This is a genomic window from Herbaspirillum sp. UBA812 (assembly GCF_002296545.1).
GTDB lineage: Bacteria > Pseudomonadota > Gammaproteobacteria > Burkholderiales > Burkholderiaceae_D > Herbaspirillum > Herbaspirillum huttiense.
Map to the genome: position 1 here is coordinate 13,743 of NZ_DBIC01000386.1, position 14,580 is coordinate 28,322.

At 63.2% G+C, this 14,580-nt stretch carries 15 protein-coding genes; 7 read left to right on the forward strand and 8 right to left on the reverse strand.

What is annotated here, in order from left to right:
- Window positions 1-2: 2 nt before the first annotated feature.
- Entirely contained in the window at window positions 3-929 is a 927-nt protein-coding gene (gene folE2 / locus B3873_RS25425; protein ID WP_286869852.1) for a GTP cyclohydrolase FolE2, read from the forward strand.
- Window positions 930-1,008: 79 nt separating this feature from the next.
- Complete coding sequence (locus B3873_RS25430; RefSeq protein WP_286869856.1) at window positions 1,009-1,977, forward strand: succinylglutamate desuccinylase/aspartoacylase domain-containing protein; 969 nt, start codon at window positions 1,009-1,011, stop codon at window positions 1,975-1,977.
- Window positions 1,978-1,990: 13 nt separating this feature from the next.
- On the opposite strand, the gene B3873_RS25435 is transcribed toward B3873_RS25430, so the two are convergent.
- From B3873_RS25435 to B3873_RS25445, 3 genes are all read right to left on the reverse strand, one after another.
- On the reverse strand, window positions 1,991-2,473 hold the full coding sequence (locus B3873_RS25435; RefSeq protein WP_286869858.1) for a GNAT family N-acetyltransferase: 483 nt from the start codon (window positions 2,471-2,473) through the stop codon (window positions 1,991-1,993).
- Between the two features lie 28 nt (window positions 2,474-2,501).
- Window positions 2,502-2,915 carry a GNAT family N-acetyltransferase gene (locus B3873_RS25440; RefSeq protein ID WP_286869860.1) on the reverse strand — a complete coding sequence of 138 codons (414 nt, stop codon included), beginning with the start codon at window positions 2,913-2,915 and terminating at the stop codon, window positions 2,502-2,504.
- Window positions 2,916-3,016: 101 nt separating this feature from the next.
- Window positions 3,017-3,595: a histidine phosphatase family protein gene (locus tag B3873_RS25445; protein ID WP_286869862.1), complete on the reverse strand. Its 579-nt coding sequence runs from the start codon at window positions 3,593-3,595 to the stop codon at window positions 3,017-3,019.
- A 184-nt stretch (window positions 3,596-3,779) separates the two neighbouring features.
- Here B3873_RS25445 and B3873_RS25450 point away from each other — a divergent pair, with 184 nt between their 5' ends.
- Together B3873_RS25450 and B3873_RS25455 are read left to right on the forward strand one after the other, a co-directional pair.
- The gene (locus B3873_RS25450) at window positions 3,780-4,511 is read left to right on the forward strand and encodes a DsbA family protein (RefSeq protein ID WP_209534046.1); all 732 of its coding nucleotides are present in this window, start codon (window positions 3,780-3,782) and stop codon (window positions 4,509-4,511) included.
- A 489-nt stretch (window positions 4,512-5,000) separates the two neighbouring features.
- Window positions 5,001-6,569 carry a methyl-accepting chemotaxis protein gene (locus tag B3873_RS25455; protein ID WP_276840617.1) on the forward strand — a complete coding sequence of 523 codons (1,569 nt, stop codon included), beginning with the start codon at window positions 5,001-5,003 and terminating at the stop codon, window positions 6,567-6,569.
- A 6-nt stretch (window positions 6,570-6,575) separates the two neighbouring features.
- Here B3873_RS25455 and B3873_RS25460 read toward each other — a convergent pair whose 3' ends face one another.
- Genes B3873_RS25460 through B3873_RS25475 form a run of 4 tightly spaced genes read right to left on the reverse strand, consistent with a single transcriptional unit; the run spans window position 6,576 to window position 10,244 of the window.
- A complete protein-coding gene (locus B3873_RS25460; protein ID WP_286869866.1) occupies window positions 6,576-7,223 on the reverse strand; it encodes an HAD family hydrolase in 648 nt (215 codons plus the stop codon).
- Window positions 7,224-7,258: 35 nt separating this feature from the next.
- Complete coding sequence (locus B3873_RS25465) at window positions 7,259-7,753, reverse strand: hypothetical protein (protein ID WP_286869868.1); 495 nt, start codon at window positions 7,751-7,753, stop codon at window positions 7,259-7,261.
- A gap of 28 nt (window positions 7,754-7,781) precedes the next feature.
- Window positions 7,782-9,308, reverse strand: coding sequence for a GNAT family N-acetyltransferase (locus B3873_RS25470; protein ID WP_286869871.1), 1,527 nt, complete (start codon window positions 9,306-9,308; stop codon window positions 7,782-7,784).
- Window positions 9,309-10,244: a LysR family transcriptional regulator gene (locus B3873_RS25475; protein WP_286869874.1), complete on the reverse strand. Its 936-nt coding sequence runs from the start codon at window positions 10,242-10,244 to the stop codon at window positions 9,309-9,311. It lies immediately after the preceding gene.
- A 93-nt stretch (window positions 10,245-10,337) separates the two neighbouring features.
- Between B3873_RS25475 and B3873_RS25480 the strand changes: the two genes are divergently transcribed.
- On the forward strand, window positions 10,338-11,270 hold the full coding sequence (locus B3873_RS25480) for a DMT family transporter (RefSeq protein ID WP_286869877.1): 933 nt from the start codon (window positions 10,338-10,340) through the stop codon (window positions 11,268-11,270).
- A gap of 6 nt (window positions 11,271-11,276) precedes the next feature.
- Here the strand turns inward: B3873_RS25480 and B3873_RS25485 are convergent, their stop codons facing one another.
- Window positions 11,277-12,695 carry a PLP-dependent aminotransferase family protein gene (locus tag B3873_RS25485; RefSeq protein ID WP_121041224.1) on the reverse strand — a complete coding sequence of 473 codons (1,419 nt, stop codon included), beginning with the start codon at window positions 12,693-12,695 and terminating at the stop codon, window positions 11,277-11,279.
- A 336-nt stretch (window positions 12,696-13,031) separates the two neighbouring features.
- Here B3873_RS25485 and B3873_RS25490 point away from each other — a divergent pair, with 336 nt between their 5' ends.
- A complete protein-coding gene (locus tag B3873_RS25490; RefSeq protein WP_121041226.1) occupies window positions 13,032-14,360 on the forward strand; it encodes an aspartate aminotransferase family protein in 1,329 nt (442 codons plus the stop codon).
- A gap of 35 nt (window positions 14,361-14,395) precedes the next feature.
- Window positions 14,396-14,580, forward strand: a 185-nt coding sequence (locus B3873_RS25495) for an aldehyde dehydrogenase family protein (RefSeq protein WP_286869882.1), incomplete at its 3' end; no start/stop codon positions are given.

The window sequence follows — 14,580 nt, forward strand, 5'->3', positions numbered from 1 at the left end:
GCATGCCCCTCATCAGCAAGCGCACTACCCTGCCCGACGTCGCCCGCGATGAACCCGCCAGCATCGCCCTGCCCCTGCAATGGGTAGGCATGTGCGGCATCGCCCTGCCGCTGCGGCTGGCAGACGGCACGCAACTCCCGGCCAGCGCCGAAGTGGCGGTGGACCTGCCTGATCCGCAGGCCAAGGGCATCCACATGTCGCGGCTGTACCTGCTGCTGGATGCCTTCGCAAGCAGATCGCGCCTCACGCCCACAGCCGTGCATGAACTGCTGCGCCAGATGCGCGAGAGTCACGCCGATTGCCAGTCACGCGCCGCCTTGCTGCGGCTGGATTTCGCCTTGCTGCAGCAGCGGGCCGCGCTGGTCACGCCGGATCTGGCTGGATGGAAAAGCTATCCGGTCACGCTGACGGCGCAATTGCGCGATTCCACGCTGGAGATCCGCTTGCAGGTGCGCATCGCCTATTCCTCCACCTGCCCCTGCTCGGCCGCCCTGTCGCGACAGGCCCTGCAGGATGCCTTTGCCGCCGACTTCGCGCAGCAGCAGGCCATCGGCCGCGATGCCGCGCTGGGCTGGCTCGCGCGCAACGCCAGTCTGGCCACGCCGCACAGCCAGCGTAGTGAGGCCGAACTGAATATCGCAGTCAGCGGCGATGCCGCACAGTTTCCGCTGCTGCAATTGATCGATACCGCCGAAGCCGCACTGGGCACGGCCGTGCAGACAGCCGTGCGGCGCGCGGATGAGCAGGCCTTTGCGCTGGCCAATGGGGCCAACCTGATGTATGTGGAAGATGCTGCGCGCCGACTGCGGCAAGCACTGGAAGCGCGCTTTGCTGCCTGCTCCATCCGCGTGTCGCACTTCGAAAGCCTGCATGCGCATGATGCCGTGGCGACTGCCATGACGCCTGGCTGGCAGGAGCTGCTGCGCTGATCCCGGCAGCGGCGATTGGCAGCGCCGCCCGAACCGGGGTATCGTTGCCCTTTCTGCTTCCCGTGTGTGCCACCTCCCGATGACGTCCGATTCCACTCCCTCTTCCCTGCGCAGGCTGCAATATGCGGCCTTCACGCCCGGCCCGCGCCTGCTGATCCTCGGTGCCGTGCACGGCAATGAAACCTGCGGCACCCAGGCCATCACCCGCCTGCAGCGTGAACTCGACAGCGGGCAACTGCGCCTGCAGCGCGGTCTGCTGACGCTGGTGCCGGTGACCAATCCGCTGGCCTATGAAAAACAGCAACGCCAGGGTGACCGCAACCTGAACCGCAACCTGCGCCCGCATCCGGCCCCCGCCAACTTCGAGGACCAGCTCTGCAACGTGCTCTGCCCATGGATCGATGAACACGAGATCCTGCTCGACCTGCATTCCTTCCATACCGGCGGCATGCCCTTTGCCATGCTCGGCCCGGAAGACAATGCCGGCGACGTCGAACCCTTTGCGCATGCCGCCGCCGAAGCACGCATGGTTGCGCACCTGGGCTGCCAGCGCGTGGTGGAAGGATGGATGGGGGCCTATGTGCGCGGGGTCGAACGCCGCCGCCAGCAAGGCCATGCGGTTTCGCCCGACCTGCTGGACCGGCAATATGGCGTGGGCGCCACCGAATACGCGCGCAGCAAGGGCTTATACGGCGTGACCCTGGAATGCGGCCAGCATGATGATCCGCAAGCGCCGGAAGTCGCCTATCGCGCCATCCTTCAGACGCTGGTGCTGCACGGCATGATCGATGCGCCCCTGCAGCCGCCGGTGGCGGAGATCCAGCTGATCCGCCTGGTGGACGTGATCGACATGGAGCATGCGGGAGACAGCTTCACCCGGGAATGGTCCAGTTTCGACCGCGTGCAGCAGGGTGAAGTGATCGGCCACCGGCACGACGGCCAGGCAGTGCTGGCCCCGGGCGACGGCTACATCGTCTTCCCCAATCCGCGCGCCTTGCCGGGCAATGAATGGTTCTATTTCGGGGTCGACAGCCAGCGTCGGCTGTGACGCCGCAAGCGCTTCAGCAATCCAGTGCGTAGAAGCGGGTATCGACCACCATCACCGGGAAGGCAGGCGGCAGCGTGCTCTTCTCGATGAGCCGGAAACCGTTTTTCTCGTAGAAACGATGCGCCGCCAGGAACTTGTCCGTGGTGCCCAGGAAAATCTGGCGCACGCCCTGCGCACGCGCCCAGGCGATGGCCCCTTCCAGCAGGCGCGCGGCGGTGCCGTGCTCCTTGCCGCGATGGCTGGCCGCCACGAACATCTTGCGCAGCGCCACCTGGGCGTTGCCGATATCGAGCAGGGAAATGGTGCCGACCACCTTGCCGCCATCAACCGCCACCCAGAAATTGCCGTGGCCCTTCTGGTAGAAACCGGCAATATCCTTCAGGTCGGGCTGCCCTTCCAGCGTGATGGGAATACCGAACTCTTCCTGCTGGATGGGCAGGATGACCTCGACCACGCCCTTTGCGTGTTCCGGGCGATAGACTTGAATCTCGATCATGGCAATTCTTTATAAATGATTTATAACGTTATTTAAGTTCATTTCCGGGCGTCAGCTCCCAGCAGCGGGGGCTGTGGGCGAAACCGATATGACTGTAGTAGTCAGTGGCATCGGGGGCGGCCAGCAAACGCAGGCGACAGCGTGGACCGAGGCGGCTGCGGGCGGCGCGGATCAGTTCCTTGCCGATGCCCCGGCGCTGGTACTGTTCATCGACGGCCAGCTCCGACATGTAGCAGGCATAGACGAAATCGGTGACGCAGCGCGCCACACCGACCAGCAGTTCGCCGTCCCAGGCGGTCGCGATCAGGCTGGCATGAGTGACCATGGCCTCCATGCATTCGCGGTCGTCGAGCGGACGGCGCGGGCCCAGCGAAGTACGGGAAAGAATGTCGATGAACTGATCGGCGGTCAGGCGAAGGTCGGTACGGTAGACGATGGACATGGGCGCAGGCGGACGTGACGACGAAGCCGGTCACGTTAACACAAAACGCCGCAGGGCATGCAGCGCTGCGGCGTCCGTTGTGCTTCGCGAAGACCGGCGGATCAGTCGGGCCGGGCGTAGACCTTGTGCGATACGGGCTTGACGCTGGCATCGACCCGCACCAGCACCATTTCGCCGGAGGCCACGCTTTCACCGGTCCAGCGTCCGATGTTCACGTCATGCGTGACCAGGATCAGCGCCCGGCTGCCCTTGCCCGGCAAGGCCGTGCGCAGGTACTGCTCCAGCCGCTGGTTGGCGGTCTCGCCCTGGGCCGCGTCATTGAAGAAGGAGGCCAGGCCATCCTGCACCTCGGGCGTACCGAAACCTAGCAAGCTGGCGGTCTCCTTGGTGCGGCACCATGGGCTGCTGGCGACGATGGCGCGGCTGATGCCCTGCTGCCGCAGCCAGTTGCCGATCTTGCGCGCCTGTTCGCGGCCTTCATCGTTGAGATTGCGTTGCGTGGCGCAGTCATTGAGCGTGAACCCTGCGGGATCGCCGATGCCCGGCGCACGTGCGTGGCGCATGATCAGGACATGATCGGGCTGGGACAATTTGTCCGACAGTTCGGAAGCCCCCGCCGCAACGGGCAGGTAGGACAACGCCAGCAGGGTGAACAGAAACGCGGCAATACGTGATGACATGGAAAGCCTCGACGGGATCGAATGGATCAAATGGATCACGTGGATCACGTGGATCAAGGCTGCCAGTCTAGCCCAAGGCCATCGCACCACGCCCGCTCCGACGCCGCATTTGCCGCGTCAAAAACAGGTCATGGTGCAGAAAACGTCAGGCCCTGTGCCGATTCATTCAAGAGGAAATTGCATCATGACCACCCCCGCCGCCCTGCATGACACCGTGCTTCACTACATCCACGATCCGCTGTGCGGCTGGTGCTACGGTGCCGCGCCGCTGGTGGCGGCGGCCCGCGCAGTGCTGCCGGTGCAGGCGCACGGCGGCGGCATGATGGCCGGCCGCAACCGTCGACGCGTGGATGCGCAGTTGCGCGATTACGTGATGCCGCACGATCAGCGCATCGCGCAGATGACCGGACAGGCGTTTGGCGAACCCTACTTCAATGGCTTGCTGCGCGATACCGAAGCGGTCTTCGACTCGGCCCCGCCGATTGCGGCCGTGCTGGCGGTACAGGCGCTCAAGGGCGACGCCGCAGGACTGGACATGCTGGCAGCGATCCAGCGTGCGCATTACCAGCAAGGGCGGCGCATCTCGGAAGTGGCGACGCTGACTGAGCTGGCGCAGGCGCTGGGCATCGAACCCGCTGCCTTCACTACCGAATTGGAGCGGGTCGAACAGGACGAACTGGCCAATCACATCGAGGCCAGCCGTGAACTGCTCAACTATGTAGGCGGACGCGGCTTCCCGACCTTCGTGCTGCAGCGGGGCGATACGCTGGAAGTGCTCGATACCGGGCGGTGGCTGGGGCAGCCGGAAGAGTGGGCGAGTTATCTGCGTGAAGAAACGGCCTCGTCAGGCTCAGCCGTTGCGGTGGCCGACAACGGGCTGGCGCAATGTGATCTGCAGACCGGCCGCTGCGACTGACCCGGCGTTCGTCCAACGCTCCGACAAAATCTGCCGCGCACAAGCCTGCGCGGCAGGCACCTTCTGTCTCTCCTCTCCCACTCCTCTGGTTGCCGATCCGCCATATCATGGCGCAATCGCACCTTCCTTCTCCCCGTCCAATCTTGTCTTGGCGCACATCCCTGCTTCACGCAGCCCATCCATTCGGCGGTTTTTCTGAAGACTGCCGTTAAGTTTTCGGTGCTAATCAAACAAGCGCGTTTGCTCTACAGTGTGCGGTTTTCCCGAGGAAGGCGGCCGGCCCGCCGGGAAAAGAACAGCATCGCTTGTCCTCATCCTTAGTTCACGGCGGGCGGCGTTCCCACGGGAATCGCCCAACTCCACTGAATCAAGATCCGCACTTCCCGACGTTGCCTGTGGCATCAGAACGCCACATGGTCCACCCTTGCCTGCATCGGGGTGGCGTCGGGAATGCATGACGAATAACAGCAAGTATTCACTGGAGTGTGTATGGATTTCACCCGTCTGACGGTTTCTTCGCGCCTCAAGTTCGGCTTTGGTGGCGTGCTCGTGCTCATGCTTCTGATTGTCGGCATCTCCCTGAAAAAACTGGACGAGGTGAACCAGCAACTGCTGTCAATCACCGAAGTCAACAATGTGGAGATCCTGCATCTCTCGACCATGCGTGCCGCGGCCTATGAGCAGTCGCTGGCCTCGCGCGGGATCGGACTGGCGACGACCCCGGAAGACCTTAAACTCAACGCCGACAATCTGCAACGACAGCTCACCGTCTATGCGCAAGCGGAAGCCGCACTGGCCAAGCTCTTTGCAGAATTGGAAGAAACCACGGAGACCGAAAAGAAATCCATCGTGTTGATCCAGAAGATGAGCAAGGAAATCCTGCCCGTCGTCTCTGGCCTGATTGAGTTGGCCAAGGCGCAAAGAAGTGAAGAAATCAAGCCTGTACTGGACGGTCCGCTGGGCAAGATGCAGGCAGAACGCCGCAAGGCACTGGCCGAGCTGTCCGCGTTCGAGGACAAGCTCAATGACGATGCCAAGAACGAGGCGCTGGCCGTCTATGCGACAGCGCGCAAGTTGCTCATCGCACTGGGCGTGCTGGCACTGGCCAGCGGCCTGATCGCCGCCGTGCTCATCACCCGCAGCGTGCTGCGTCAGCTGGGTGGAGAACCGGCAGTGGCCTCGACGCTGGCGGCGCGGATCGCGCAAGGCGACTTGCGCAGCGAGGTGGATGCAGACAGCCGTCTTCCCAACAGCCTGATGATGTCGATGAAGAGCATGAACGCAGGCTTGCGCGAGATCGTGCGCGAAGTCCGCTCCGGCACGGATGCCATTGCGACGGCCAGCAGCCAGATCGCTGCGGGCAATCTCGATCTTTCCTCGCGCACCGAAGAGCAAGCCAGCTCGTTGGAAGAAACGGCCTCGGCCATGGAACAGCTGACGGCGACGGTGCAACAGAACGCCGACAGCGCCGGCGAGGCCAACCGGCTTGCCACCGCAGCCTCGGTGGTGGCCGGCGAGAGCGGGCAGCTGGTCAAGGATGTGGTGATGACGATGGCGGCCATCGAGGACTCGTCCAAAAAAATCGTGGACATCATCAGCGTCATCGACGGCATTTCCTTCCAGACCAACATCCTCGCCCTGAATGCGGCCGTGGAGGCAGCGCGCGCGGGCGAGCAGGGTCGTGGCTTCGCGGTGGTGGCGTCGGAAGTGCGCAGCCTCGCGCAACGCAGTTCGTTGGCGGCCAAGGAGATCAAGACGCTCATCGACGACTCGGTGGACAAGGTCGCCAGCGGCAGTGCGCTGGTCAACCGGGCGGGAGAGAGCATGAGCAATGTTGTCTCCAGCGTCGACCGGGTGGTGTCGGTGATCGGGGCCATCAGCGATTCCAGCGCCGAGCAGAGCAAGGGGATCCACGAGATCAACCATGCGATCTCGCAAATGGATCAGGTCACGCAACAGAATGCGGCGCTGGTGGAACAGGCCGCAGCGGCGTCGCAGGCGCTGCAGGCGCAGGCGCGGCGGCTCAGTGGTGTGGTGGAAGTGTTTGCGATTGCCTGATGGTCGTCACAGCTGACACGGTACGCCAAGCGCACGCAATGCAGCCCGTGTAGCAGTCACATCCACGTGATGAATGCCCTGCCATCCCAGCGCCCGGCACCCATCGATATTCTTTTGCACATCATCGATGAAGACCAGCTCTTCGGGCTTGAGGCCCGGCAGGTGACGTGCATAGCGCTCCAATGCGATCTGGTAGATGCGCGGCTCGGGCTTGATGCAGCGTTCCTCGCCTGAGACCACGATATCGCGAAACAGCTGCATGAAATCGTGGTGGTCGCGCGCATGCGGATAGGTTTCCGACGACCAGTTGGTGAGGCCGAATACCGGCACCTGCTGTGCATGCAGTTCGCGCAAGAGCGCCACGCCCTCCGGCAACGGGCCGCGCAGCATCTCGGTCCAGCGACCGTAGAAGGCACGGATCAGCGCTTCGTATTCGGGATGCTGCCGGACCAGATCCGCCGTCCCTTCCGCCAGCGTGCGGCCACCGTCCTGCTGTACGTTCCAGTCGGGCGAACAGATGTGCGTGAGGAAATGGTTGCGCTGCTGCTCGTCGGCGATCAGCTGCTGATACAGGTGCTGCGGGTTCCAGTCGAAGAGCACGCCGCCGAAATCGAAGACGACGGCGCGGATGGGGCTTGGTGCAGAAAACGTCATAGTGAAAATCCTTGGCAACGGCCAGAAATGTGATGTCAAAACTCCCCTGGAACCATCAGGTCTTCGGGCAAGGGGCCCGGTACGGCAGCCAGCAATTGCTTGGGAATGAATTCCACCAAGTGCCTTTCATCAGCGGCCAGACAATCGTAAGCAAGGATGAACTGCGCCACATGCGCAAGATAATCATGAACCAGCCCGCGATAAGGTTCGCTGACTCGCTCCGGTGTGCTCCTGCCGAGTTGCTCGTACGCCCGCTGCAGGAATAAAGGAATGACGCAGTAATTCTTGCTCAGGTAGAGCGCCGTGACCTGATTCACGTGGCACACCAGCGGGTACGTCGCGCTGGACATGCGGTAGCACTGATCGGGCACCAGGCGTGGCGAATTGAGATAGTGCTGAAACTGCTTGATCGTTCGGCGAGCCTCTTTGGCTCCTTCATTCAGCGTTGGCATGAGGCAGGGTCTGCGAAAATGGATGGCCGTCATCTTATCGAAAATCCCCGGCAAGGTAAGCACCGGCTTCCAAAACATCTCTCACTGCGCCTGCAGTAGTGATGAATCAGCATCTGGACAGGGAGAGTGCCCGGGCAATGAAGGCTGCTTTGGCCTGCCGATAAGCCTGCATGGGTTGTCCATCCCATTGCCTCTTGAGCTGATTGTAATCAGCTCTGAGCGCCGCATCTTTCCTGAGCAGACAGAGGAAGGCATCGAACATGTCGTAAGCGCTGTCGCGGACGATCAGTTGCAGCGCAAGATCCACGGAAGACGCCACTTTGTATCCCTGAATACAGTCGTCAGATAGCTGATCGGGATTGCGGGCGAAATGCTTGTCGAGCGTGGTCCTCGCCTCCTCGAACTTGTCCGCCGTCACCTTGACGGCAAAATCCAGATCCTGCTTTCCAATCACGCCTGGCACCGCTGTACTGCCGACTTCGCGCACCTCGGCATCGGGGAGCCATTGCCGAAGCCAACGCACGATGCGCACGCGTTCGCGCCGCAGGCCGCGCAGGTCCGGGGCTTGAAGACGAAAGACAGCGTCCTCTTCAGCCGTGGCCCGCACCTCCTGCACAAGATTGAATGCTTCATCCAAAATCTGTATCGCAGCAAACCCTTCCGCCAGCAACGGCGGCTCGAAAAGATGGAAGACGTTGGCAATCGCGTCATCCGGTATCACTTCGTCCTTGGGGCGATTCGCATTGCGGGCCAGCGCAGTAGCGAGGCTGACGCGCACCCATACCGCCGAAACAGGTACGCCGGCCGCCTGCGCCATACCGATCACGCGCGCACGGCGCTGCGCGGTGGCAAACGTGGCGTCGACATGAATGCACTGCTGCGGCGATGCGAGCCGTCTGCCGACCCACGTTGATTTTCCCGAGCCCTGAACGCCTATCACCATGACGAGCTCGCGGGGTGCTGCCTTGAGCGACTCTGCCAGCTCGCTGTACAGGCGCTCCCAGGCAGCGGCATTGCGTTCCATCGTGAAATGGCGCCCGGCCTCGGTCTGCAGGTAATGATCGGGATTGAAGTGCCGCCGGTCCGCCGGATTGATCAGGGAATGCAGGACATGATCCCGCCATTGGCCATCAATCTTCAGATAGTCACGCGCACGCCCTTCCTGCTGGAATCCCAGGCGCTGCAGCAGGGCCTGACTGCGCCTGTTCTCGGTGCGCGTGTTGGCCATGATGCGATGCAGGCCAAGCTGCGAAAAGACATGGCCGATGGCCTGCGACAACGCTTCCTGCATCAGGCCCAGGCCTTGCGCTGCGTGATCGAGTGAAAAGCCGAGATGGCAGGCCTGGAACGGGCCGCGGACGATATTGGTGAATCCGCACTCGCCCACCATGGCACCGGTCGCGTTGTCGCGCAGGACCAGGTGCAATGCGTGTCCGGCGTCCATTGCGCAGGCCATGTCGTGGATACGTTTTTCCATGCTGTCCAGGGTAAAGAAGCTGCCGGATCTTTCCGGCTCCCACGGTTTCAGGTGGAGTCTGTTGCGCTCATAGTAGGCAAGCAATTCGGGCGCATCCTGATGCGACGGTGAACTCAGGGTCAGGCGAGATGTCCGGAGCATGATCGCGGTGTCCATTCAAGCCGTCTCCTGGTCCGTGGCGCGCGCCTGCAACGCTTCCACCAAATAATCGATGAGCACCCGCATCTTGGGCGCGATATGGCGAGAAGCCGGAAAGAGCAAATAGGCCACGCCCTGATAGTTGCTATCGACAGTCCACTCCGGCAAAAGCCGGACGACACGCCCGGCCGCCAGGGACTCCCTGGCCACGAAATCCGGCACGCACCCCACGCCCAGGCCCGCTTCAATGGCCGCCAGCCGCATTTCGCTGTGATTGACTGCACATCGTCCAGTCACGATGATCTCTGCCGCCTGGGTGCCGGAAAGGAAACGCCAGCGATTATCGCGTTCCTCCTCCCCCAGCGTGAGGCAACTATGGCTCATCAGGTCTTCCGGGTGATGGATCGCGCCACGGCTTGCAAGATAATCCGGGCTCGCCAGCAGGCACTGGCTGACCGGCAGCAATGGCCGCGCCACCATGCCTGGCGGCGGCGTATCGGTCAGGCGGATGACCAGGTCGACGCCTTCACGCAGCGGATCGACCAGCCGGTCCACCACCATCAGGTGCACATCCACGTCCGGATAGCGGGCCAGGAATTGCAGCAGCACCGGCTGCAGCAGATGGCGGGAGACGGCCTTGGGGGCGCTCATCCTGACCAGCCCCTTGGGCGCGCCAGCATGGCCTTCAGCCGCCTGCAAGGTGGCACGTGCGGCGGCCACCATCTTGCGTCCGTGCTCCAGCACGTCCAGTCCGGCTTCGGTCAGGCGCAGCTGTCGCGTGGTGCGCTGGAACAGCGCCACGCCCATCATCTTTTCCAGACGGGCCACCTGGCGGCTCACGGCCGAGGGCGTCATGCCCTGCTGGCGCGCAGCGGCCGAAAAGCTGCCGGCGTCCACCACTTGCACGAACGTGACCAGCTCATGCAGTACCTCGGCCAACTCATTTGTTCTCATGCGGCACAACTCCTGTTCTTCGTTCCCGGCTAGTCAGGTCTCATCGGTCCCAAGACAATACACCAGCTCCGCCCAACACCACGATGAGACCTCATGAACAAGACCTCCCTGCTGCACGCCCCCGCCCGGCCGGCAACCCTGCTGCGACTCCATCCTGTTGAATGGGCGCTGCTGCTGGTCGCCGTGATCTGGGGCGGAAGCTACAGCGCCGCGAAAACCGCCACGGAGCAGTTGCCGGTACTGCAGTTCCTGGTGCTGCGGTTTGGCCTGACGTTTCTCCTGCTGGTCCCCGCCTTGCGCAGCATCACTTCCGTCCCCGCGTGGAAAAGATCGCTGGCAGGGGCGCTCGTGTTGGGTATGGTCCTGCTGGCCATCTTCATCTGCGAGACTGTCGGCGTCTCGTTGACGACGGCCTCCAATGCCGCCTTCCTGATCAGCCTGTGCGTCGTCTTCACACCGTGGTGCGAGTGGCTGCTGCTGGGCCAGCGGCCAGAGCGTTCGGCGCTGATTGCGTGCGCATTGTCGTTTGTGGGCGCTGCCTTGCTGGCATTCCAGGACGGCATCACGCTCTCGCACCTGAGCTGGGGCGATGCGCTGATGGTAGTGGCCGCGCTCCTGCGTGGTGTGATGGTGTGCCTGACACGTCGCCAGGGCCTGCGGTTCGGCTTGCCCGCACTCACGCTGACGGCGGCGCAGATGGGTGTCATGACGGCGGGATCGCTGGTACTCATGACGGTGCTGCCGGGTCAGCGCTGGATGCCCCTTCCGGCCAGCGCCTCCTTCTGGTGGGCGATGGCGTTTCTGGTCTTGCTGTGTACCATCGTGGCCTTCTTCGTACAGAACCATGCGGCCGCACGCACCAGTGCGTCACGGGTGGCCCTGCTGATGGGCAGCGAGCCGCTGTGGGGGGCGCTCATCGCGGTGGTGTGGATGAAGGAACAGATGTCCCTGCAGGGCTGGATGGGTGGCTTGCTGATCGTGGGGGCCACGGGGTGGGTGCTGCGGCCGCGTACCCATTCCACCTAGCGCAGCCTACAAGCCCCGCAAAAAATCAAACAACTCCGGCACATCCGCATACCCCACATTGAAGCGGAAGCTGGTCTTGTGCGGTGCCGACAGATGGAAGAAATCCCCCGGTGCCAGCCAGATGCCCTTCTGCCGCGCCCGGTCCGCGATCTCGCGCGCTGACAGTTCGCAGCCCTCGATGGTGGCCCAGCTGAACATGCCGCCGCGCGCCGCCGTGAAGGGCGTCAGGCCCACCTCGGTGAGCTTGGCATTCAGGGTGGACTGGGCATTGAGCAAGGTCGCATTGAGCGTCTGCACATGGCGCCGGTGATGCCCTTCGGTGAGCACGTTGTGCACCAGCCGCTCGTTGATCTCCGAATTGGTCAGCGTCAAGACCATCTTGGTATGCACGATCTGCCGCGCCAGTTCGCGCTGGCAGGCGATGTAGCCCACCCGTAGCGAAGGGGCGATGGTCTTGGAATAACTGCCCACGTAGATCACGCGCTGCAGTCCATCCAGGGCAGCCAGCATGGGATCGGTGGCCTGCCCCAGTTCGCGGAAGATGTCGTCCTCCACCACCCAGAAACCATAGCGCTCGGCCGTCTGCAGCACGCGCATGGCGCAGGCCGGCGTGTAGGACGTGCCGGTCGGGTTTTGCAGCACGCTGGTGGTGAAGAACATCTTGGGATGATGCTGGCGCGCCAGCGTCTCCAGCATGTCCGTGTCCACCCCGCCAGGCGTACGCGGCACGCCGATCACGTTCAAGCCCGCCAGGCGCAGCATCGCAATCAGGTTGCAATAGCCGGGATCATCGATCATCACCGTATCGCCCGGCTGGGTCATGGTGCGGATGATCAGGTCCAGCGCCTGCGTGGCCCCGTGCGTGGTCAGCACCTGCTCGATGCCCAGCTCCAGCGCCCAATGGCCTAGGAACTGCGTGATGAGCTGGCGCAGCGGGGCGTAGCCATAGGGATGGCCATAGCCGACCTGCTGCGCACCAGGAGAGCGGATGATGCGGCGCTCGGCCTGGTGCAGGCCTTCGTCGTTGAGCCACTTGCCGGGCAACCAGCCGCAACCGGCCTTGATGGGCACGCGCTCATCGGCAAACATTTCCGAGAGCAGCCACGCCGAATCAATCACCGGCTCGGGCGGCACGAACACCGCACGCGCCCCGGATTGCCCGGCCCGCGCGGCCACGAAGAACCCCGCCCCGCGCCGGGCCTGCAGCATGCCGCGCGCCACCAGCTGCTCATAGGCCTCCACCACGGTGGAAGAGCCGATGTCGTGATGCTGCGCGAATTGGCGCACCGAAGGCAAGCGCTCGCCGGAGCGCAATTCGCCGGACTCGATCAGCCCAGCCAGGCCATCGGTCACCTGCTCCACCAGGCGGGCGGCTGTCTTGCGTTTCAAATCCAGTTGCAGCGGCGCGCTGGCGGGCTTGGCCATGTCGTTCTTTCTCAGAGTGTATCGGGCGGACCGGCGAGTGCATTGCTCCCATCCCCCAAAGTGTAAGCAGAAATCCTGAACTGTATTGGTCACTGTCATGCTGCGTCCGAACTACCCGAATCAGGCCGCATCCCCTATGGATACAGGGATACTCAAGAACCAGCCAGCGTGAGCGAAGCACACGCTTCTCACCGGACGGAGCAATACAGTTTGCCCCACAGACCAATACAGTTTCCAGCGAAAATCAAAAGTGTAGCTAACAATACGGGCGCTGTCTGGCAATAATCAAGCACTCCCGATTTTTTCCAGAAATTTCCCTTTTTCACGGTGCCTGCCATGTCCAGCCAAGACCAAACGCATCCCTCCGGCCTGTCGGCCTACTGGATGCCCTTCACTGCCAACCGCAACTTCAAGGCCGCGCCGCGCATGCTGGTGTCCGCCGAAGGCATGCACTACCGCGACGATGCCGGCAACAGCATCCTGGACGGCACTGCGGGCCTGTGGTGCGTGCCGCTGGGCCACGCCCATCCCAAGATCGTGTCGGCCGTGCAGAAGTCCGTGGCCACGCTGGACTACGCGCCCTCCTTCCAGCTCGGCCACCCGAGCGCCTTCGAACTGGCCGAGCGCCTCAAGGCCTATACCGGCAACCGCTTCGCCAACGTGTTCTACACCGGCTCCGGCTCGGAAGCGGTCGATACGGCGCTGAAAATCGCCCTGGCCTATCACCGCGCCAAAGGCAACGCTACCCGCACCCGCCTGATCGGCCGCGAGCGCGGCTATCACGGCGTGGGCTTCGGCGGCATGTCGGTGGGCGGCATCGGCGGCAACCGCAAGACCTTCAGCACCGCGCTGCTGCCGGGCGTGGACCACCTGCCGCATACCCACAACCTGGAAAAGAACGCCTTCACCAAGGGCGAGCCGGAATACGGCGCGCACCTGGCCGATGAGCTGGAACGCCTGGTCACCCTGCACGACGCTTCCAACATCGCCGCCGTGATCGTGGAACCGGTGGCCGGCTCCACCGGCGTGCTGATCCCGCCCAAGGGCTACCTGAAGCGCCTGCGCGAAATCTGCACCAAGCACGGCATCCTGTTGATCTTCGATGAAGTCATCACCGGCTTCGGCCGCCTGGGGACGCCCTTTGCGTCCGACTACTTCGATGTGGAACCGGATATCTTCACCACCGCCAAGGGCCTCACCAATGGCGTGGTGCCGATGGGCGCGGTGTTCGTCAAGAAGGAAATCCACGACGCCTTCATGAATGGCCCGGACGGTATCGAACTCTTCCACGGCTACACCTACTCCGGCCACCCGCTGGCCTGCGCGGCCGGCCTGGCCTCGCTGGAAGTGTTCCAGACCGAAGGCGTGCTGGAAAATGCGCAAGCCGTCTCGGACTATTTCCAGGAAGCGGCGCATGCCCTGCGCGGCCTGCCGCACGTGATCGACGTGCGCACCATCGGCCTCATCGCCGGCATCGAGCTGTCCTCCATTCCCGGCCGCGTCGGTGCCCGTGCCTATGACGCTTTCGTGCGTGCCTTCAATGACGGCATCCTGATTCGCGTCACCGGCGACATCATCGCCCTGTCGCCGCCGCTGATCATCAACAAGCAGCAGATCGACGAACTGTTCGGCAAGCTGGCGGCCATCCTCAAGACCCTGGCCTGATCCCCTTCACCCAAGCAATGACGCAAGAAAGATTCATGGAAAAGATTGCACACTACATCGGCGGCAAGCGCGTCGATACCCAAAGCGGGCGCTACGCCGATGTCTTCAACCCGGCCCAGGGCGTGCCGGTGGCGCAGGTTGCGCTGGGCACCGCCGACGAGGTCGATGCGGCGGTGAAGGCGGGTGTGGCCGCCTTCCCGGCCTGGTCCAACACCCCGCC

Excerpts from the sequence above, each read along its gene's own strand:
- folE2 (WP_286869852.1), top strand. The coding sequence starts at position 3 with ATGCCCCTCATCAGCAAGCGCACTACCCTGCCCGACGTCGCCCGCGAT.
- B3873_RS25430 (WP_286869856.1), top strand. The coding sequence starts at position 1,009 with ATGACGTCCGATTCCACTCCCTCTTCCCTGCGCAGGCTGCAATATGCG.
- B3873_RS25435 (WP_286869858.1), bottom strand. The coding sequence starts at position 2,473 with ATGATCGAGATTCAAGTCTATCGCCCGGAACACGCAAAGGGCGTGGTC.
- B3873_RS25440 (WP_286869860.1), bottom strand. The coding sequence starts at position 2,915 with ATGTCCATCGTCTACCGTACCGACCTTCGCCTGACCGCCGATCAGTTC.
- B3873_RS25445 (WP_286869862.1), bottom strand. The coding sequence starts at position 3,595 with ATGTCATCACGTATTGCCGCGTTTCTGTTCACCCTGCTGGCGTTGTCC.
- B3873_RS25450 (WP_209534046.1), top strand. The coding sequence starts at position 3,780 with ATGACCACCCCCGCCGCCCTGCATGACACCGTGCTTCACTACATCCAC.
- B3873_RS25455 (WP_276840617.1), top strand. The coding sequence starts at position 5,001 with ATGGATTTCACCCGTCTGACGGTTTCTTCGCGCCTCAAGTTCGGCTTT.
- B3873_RS25460 (WP_286869866.1), bottom strand. The coding sequence starts at position 7,223 with ATGACGTTTTCTGCACCAAGCCCCATCCGCGCCGTCGTCTTCGATTTC.
- B3873_RS25465 (WP_286869868.1), bottom strand. The coding sequence starts at position 7,753 with ATGTTTTGGAAGCCGGTGCTTACCTTGCCGGGGATTTTCGATAAGATG.
- B3873_RS25470 (WP_286869871.1), bottom strand. The coding sequence starts at position 9,308 with ATGGACACCGCGATCATGCTCCGGACATCTCGCCTGACCCTGAGTTCA.
- B3873_RS25475 (WP_286869874.1), bottom strand. The coding sequence starts at position 10,244 with ATGAGAACAAATGAGTTGGCCGAGGTACTGCATGAGCTGGTCACGTTC.
- B3873_RS25480 (WP_286869877.1), top strand. The coding sequence starts at position 10,338 with ATGAACAAGACCTCCCTGCTGCACGCCCCCGCCCGGCCGGCAACCCTG.
- B3873_RS25485 (WP_121041224.1), bottom strand. The coding sequence starts at position 12,695 with ATGGCCAAGCCCGCCAGCGCGCCGCTGCAACTGGATTTGAAACGCAAG.
- B3873_RS25490 (WP_121041226.1), top strand. The coding sequence starts at position 13,032 with ATGTCCAGCCAAGACCAAACGCATCCCTCCGGCCTGTCGGCCTACTGG.